The 5,829-nt window shown below is 40.5% G+C and carries 2 protein-coding genes; both read right to left on the bottom strand.

Annotated features, from left to right (window positions below):
• Positions 1-516: 516 nt before the first annotated feature.
• Positions 517-2,931: a hypothetical protein gene (locus Q8907_11695; protein ID MDP4274931.1), complete on the bottom strand. Its 2,415-nt coding sequence runs from the start codon at positions 2,929-2,931 to the stop codon at positions 517-519.
• A gap of 341 nt (positions 2,932-3,272) precedes the next feature.
• Positions 3,273-5,555, bottom strand: a complete 2,283-nt coding sequence (bglX, locus tag Q8907_11690; GenBank protein MDP4274930.1) for a beta-glucosidase BglX — start codon at positions 5,553-5,555, stop codon at positions 3,273-3,275.
• Positions 5,556-5,829 lie beyond the last annotated feature (274 nt).

The following is a 5,829-nucleotide window of genomic DNA, read 5'->3' as shown; positions in this document are numbered from 1 at the left end:
TCTTTCCATGGCAGGATGCCTATCGTCCCGTTGGCAACAGGTGCTCCCGTATAATCACCATTATAATCATCGCACCTTAATATCCAGCCTTCTTCATCTTTATTTGCTGCAATGGATACGTTGCTTTTGAATGATAACAATATCACAAAAATACAAAACAGATAACAGATAATTTTCATAAGTTGAAACCTTGATTTATAAAACGATAATTCATTCAATAATTAATCTCCCAACATTTTCATAAAAAAAACCTCCAACACCAACAGGCTTTGATTCCTATATGCATTTTGCTGTCTGTATTGCTCCTGTTGCCCATCATTAACCCTTCTTCCACTCTTCAAGAACCAGTAAACCGGAATATTAATCATATTTCGTAAATAATTCAACTTTATTTTTTAGAATAATTTATAACTTAAAATACTATTCACGAAACTTCAATTTATTATATTATCCCCCTAAAGGTATAAACAACAATCTTAGGTGGAATTATACTTCTATAAAGGGAATTATTCCCTACTAGTTAATCAGGTCTGGAGTTTTACCCAGCCAGGCCATGCCCTTAAATTGTTTTTTGTTAAAGGATTTTCCGGATAAAACTGTTTTTATATCGACCTTAGTCATACAATTCAGATGAATTCTTTCTATAATTTTTTCAGCAGGAATAACGCACAATGAACCATCTTTCCCCCATTTGGCCGAACAATTCCAGGTCTTTACCCTTTTATCTTTTTCAACTACGACATAACTTGTCGTTAAGACACATTCTTCCATTGCTTTAAAGATCTCATAAACCGTATTGTCTCCGCTACCACCTCTTCCTCCGAAAAAGCAAATGGAATTTTCATTGTCCGGCCTTAACCACGGGCTTATCATCTCCAGATATTGTTCTCCGACAATAGAATCCTTCGTCTGCCAGTCATGCGGGTTAGCGGTTTTCGGAACACATAGGCGGCCATTCACGTAGGGATCGGGAATAAATCCCCAACGAAGGTGCCCGGTCAGATCCATTACTTGTATGCAAGCCCCTAAGGTATCCATAAAATCTGTCAGATAGTGCTCATCTCCGGTCAATAAATAGAGATAATAAAGGGCATAAATTTTCCAGGCCGTCCAACCATGAGGGGAATCCATTACCTGATTGGGTGAAAAATAAATGTCTAAAGCCTCCCAAAAGCGAAGTGTAGCACCACGCATCCTGCAATCCGGTATCTGAAGCTGTTCCAGGCATTGATGTTTATTCATCATATAGCGGGCAGCTGCGGCATAGCGATTGCGAATATCCCTGTCGTCTTCATTCAGTCCGGTTAAGGCCATTTGCAAAGCACTGCAGGTAACCATTCCGTCTTCGAAGGTCATATCACCTTCCGTCTCAATATTGTCCAAATATTTCGATAAATGATTTGCTGCCCTGATGGCGGAATGGGAATGACGTTCATACCGTTGCTTCCATATTCCGTTTTTTGAAGAAAGTATTTTTTCGGCACTTGCCAATTCCCACATTGATTTAGCAGGGTAAATAACAGCCGAATAATCGACCTTCCCGGAACGGTAGGATCCGTCCGCCCACTGAATAGAGTCCGAGCACAGATAATCCCCGACGCGAGAGGCCTGTTCCAGATATTTCAACTTCCCCGTTGCCTTCCATAGATCAACCAATATCCCCGTTAAAGAAGAAAAATTTTGTACCCTTTTGGGAAGTACTTCTTTACTACGGGGTAAACCGGTTGCAGTATCAATAATTAAAGGCAGGGTATGTTGAAAACGGCCTTCCAGTCCATCATCTTCCCGTTTATCCGGGAAATACCGAGCCCCCAGAAAGCCAGCATAATATCCATAATATGTTTCACAGGAAGGCCCAAAGAACGGAGGATTTTTAGCAACGAAATCACGGGCCTTTTCCAAATACCATGACCATGGTTCGTGCACATATATCTGCCCTTCCGCTATTTTCCCATTAGAGTCTTCAACATCCAAACGGTATGTCCCTTTTTGCCTGGGGACAAACTCCGCATGAAAAAATCCTTTTAATACCTTTTGAGTAGAAATAACCTTGGAAGTTCCGTCAGGATACAAAAGCATTAGTTCGTGAATTTCATGAGGGCAATAGATGGATACTCTTGCAGATTCTCCCGGCGACAGGACATATCTTTCAGCTTCCAACATCGGAGCCTTCATCCATCTTGATAAATCTTTTTTCAAAGAGGATAAACGTGCCATGCCCCCTAAATGTAAGGTCCAGGTCTTTGTTTCGCCGCCTGGCAAAGAGGTTAAATTTTGAGGATGCCGTGCCGGAAGAGGAAGACCATGCAGTAAATCCAGGCTGGCCGTTAATATCTGATGTCCCCATCTCCATTGTTTGATACCTTCATAGATATAGTTCAGGCCATAAGAAGCAACCGGTTCTTCCACACCTACTCCGAAAACCACTTGCCGGGGAGACATAAAATATCCCCATGCAAAATTTTTTTCACAACGTAGCAGAGTTGGGAAAAATTTCTTGTCCCAGTCAGGATAACTGCGCATTTCCGAATTAATTCCTAAAATCAACCTGAGACGTTCAGGAGTATAGGTGGATTTACCCTGGTTTGCCACAGAACATCTTACAATCAAATGGTCATTTGCCTTGTTATAAGTAAGTTGAAATTCAATATCCCCTTTCTTCCCGCAAAAAGAGAAGGGCTCCTTAGCCGGATGCAGATGAACACCTTCAAAGGCAATCCCGCCCATACTATCTGTCCGGAAAGGAATATATTCCCATTTATTATTCAAATACTGCCGGTACGAAATCAACTTCCCCTCTTTCCCATCTATCGTTGCCTGCCATTTTTCATTGCCAATCCTCAGGATATTTTTATTTTGGGATACAACATTCTGGGATATACTCAGAAACAACAGCCCAAACAAAAGACAAATACAGTTATAAGTTTTCATTTATACTACATTCCTATTCAGATCTGATTCACATCAAATTATTAAAATTTAAAAATAAGTGTATTATAATAAAAAGTCTATTAATTTGAATATATTTTTATGTTCTATACATAATCTGGATGCGTTCCTTAAGCGCTTTTTCTCTGTGTTTTCCTTATTTCATTATTTCACAAATATGAATTTTTAAACTTAACTTCAGCGGTTGAAAATGTTAGCAAATCCGTTATGAGGCTTTCAAAAAAAGAAAATTCAGCTTTCGCAGGATTAAATATCAGGAATTGATTTCAGTAAGATTACAAAGCGGGTGTCCTAAAAATATTGAACACCCGCCTGCTTATATTTTATTCCAATTTAAACGACTGTGATTGATAGTCTTCGCTGTCAGGTCCGATCATGACCCGGAATTCTCCCGGTTCTGCAATTAATTGTAATTTATCGTTGTAAAATTTGAGCAAGTCTGATGTTATGGTAAAATTTATCTGTTTTGATTCTCCGGCATTCAAATGTATTCGTTTAAAACCTTTTAATTCTTTAACCGGGCGGGATATGCTTCCGACCACATCCTGCAAATACATCTGTACGATTTCATCACCGTCCCTTTTCCCGGTATTTGTTACAGTAATGCTTGCCATAATTGATCCGTCAGCGTTCAACGCGGGTGAACTAAGCCTCATATCACTATATTGATAACTGGTATAGCTTAAACCAAAACCAAAGGGAAAAAGCATGTCGTTGCTGACATCCAGATATTCACTGTGGAACTTCCGGAACCATTGTCCCTTTTCGAGAGGGCGTCCCGTATTCAGATGATTGTAGGAATATGGGAGTTGTCCTACATTCTGCGGGAATGATGCCGTTAGTTTTCCGCTAGGATTTGCATCTCCGAAAAGAACATCACCAATAGCCAATGCAGCTTCACTTCCACCAAACCATACATCCAGAATGGCTGGAATATTTTCTTTTTCCCATTTAAGTACCAATGGACGCCCGTTGAAAAGGACTAACACTATAGGTTTCCCAGTCTTTGATAATGCTTCCAGCAATTCCTGCTGAACGTCAAGCATTCTTAGGTCCGAACGGCTGCTGCTTTCACCGCTCATACCGGCAGACTCTCCCAAAGCAGCAATGATAATATCTGATTTACCGGCCACCTCTAAAGCCTCCTTTAACATCTCCTCTTTACTGCGATTGTCCCGGTAAAGCGGACTACCAATTGTTTCCCTTTCCTGAAATTTTTCATCATTAGTCAGGTTGCAGCCTCTTGCATAAAGAATTTTCACGTCGTTGCCGGCGGTTTGTTTTAGACCTTCAATTAAGGATTTCCCGTTCTTCGCTACACTCCAGGTACCGACCATATTATTGGATGCATCGGCCAAAGGCCCGATCACGGCAATCGTTCCTTTACGCTGCAAGGGCAACAGATTGTTCTCATTTTTCAACAACACAAAGCTTTCTGTCGCTAATTTCCTGGCTGATGCACGATGCTCCTGGGTACCGGTATCTTTCATGGAACGGTTGACATCACAGTATTTATATGGGTTTCCAAATAAACCTAATTTATATTTGGCTTCCAAGATATGCCGGCATGCATTGTTTATTTCATCTTCATTGATTTTCCCTTCGTTAAGGGATTGTTTAAGGGTGTTAACGAATCCCTGAGACCCCATATCCATATCAACACCAGCATTTAGCGCAAGAGCCGAAACTTCTTGCATATTGCTGCCCATCCCGTGATTGATAAGTTCTGCTATGGCCGTGGCATCGGTTACCACAAATCCCTTGAAATTCCATTGATTTCTCAATAAGTCGGTAAGCAGCCATTTGTTGGCGGTAGAAGGTATGCCGTTAATGGTGTTGAAAGATGTCATTACGCTGCCTGCTCCTGCATCCAGAGCTGCTTTATAAGGAAGAAAATATTCATTAAACATCCTGGTTTTGCTCATATCTACCAAATTGTAATCGCGTCCGGCTTCGGCTGCGCCATATAAGGCAAAATGTTTCACACAGGCCATGATATCGGTATTTGATGAAAAATCCTCCTGATATCCTTTAACCAGCGCAGTAGCGACAGCAGCGCCCAGAAAAGGATCTTCCCCTGCCCCTTCAGCAATCCTGCCCCAGCGCCCGTCATGGCAAATGTCCACCATCGGGCTGAAAGTCCAGCATATTCCGTTTGCACTGGCTTCAATAGCAGCGATACGTGCGGCCTTTTCAATCGCATCCATATCCCAGCTGCACGACATTGCAAGAGGAATGGGAAAGGTAGTTTCATAACCATGGATAACATCCAGGCCAAACAAAAGGGGAATGCTCAGCCTGCTTTTTTTTACAGCTACCGTCTGCAGCTCACGTATGGTGTTTAATCCCTTTAAACTGAGTATCCCTCCCACCTGCCCTTTGCAAATGGATTTCGCAATATCGCTGTTCATTTCCTGTCCGGCAACGACATAGCCCGCACCGGATAAGTTCAATTGCCCTATTTTTTCATCTACTGTCATTTTTGACATCAGATTACCAACGAACTCATCCATGCTTTGCTTTGATTTTGTTGCCTTTATAGGACCAGCCCATATATTGGAAATCCAAAAGGACAAAACAATGAATAAATATTTTTTTATTTTCATTTTACTTTAACACATATATTATATTGAATAATAGGCCTCTATGTCCATTTAACTTTTTCGATGCCTTCTTTTATTGCAGCGATCAATTTTCATTCCTTTATGAAATTTAAACCCCAAAAAATTGAAGACAAACAATAATTAATGTATAACATTTTTAATCACAATTATTTATGTGGTTTTGATTCGTTGTTTATACCGGTTAATTGATTTTACTTCCCTTTAATTTAAAAAAATATATTATTTGTCAATGTATACCATATAAAAACAATTCGTT

The sequence above is a fragment of the Bacteroidota bacterium genome (assembly GCA_030706565.1).
In the GTDB taxonomy this organism is placed as follows: Bacteria; Bacteroidota; Bacteroidia; order Bacteroidales; family JAUZOH01; genus JAUZOH01.
This window is presented reverse-complemented; position numbering and strand designations above follow the sequence as displayed.

What these genes read in the sequence shown, in the direction of transcription:
- bglX (MDP4274930.1), bottom strand. Translation starts at nt 5,555, where the DNA reads ATGAAAATAAAAAAATATTTATTCATTGTTTTGTCCTTTTGGATTTCC.
- Q8907_11695 (MDP4274931.1), bottom strand. Translation starts at nt 2,931, where the DNA reads ATGAAAACTTATAACTGTATTTGTCTTTTGTTTGGGCTGTTGTTTCTG.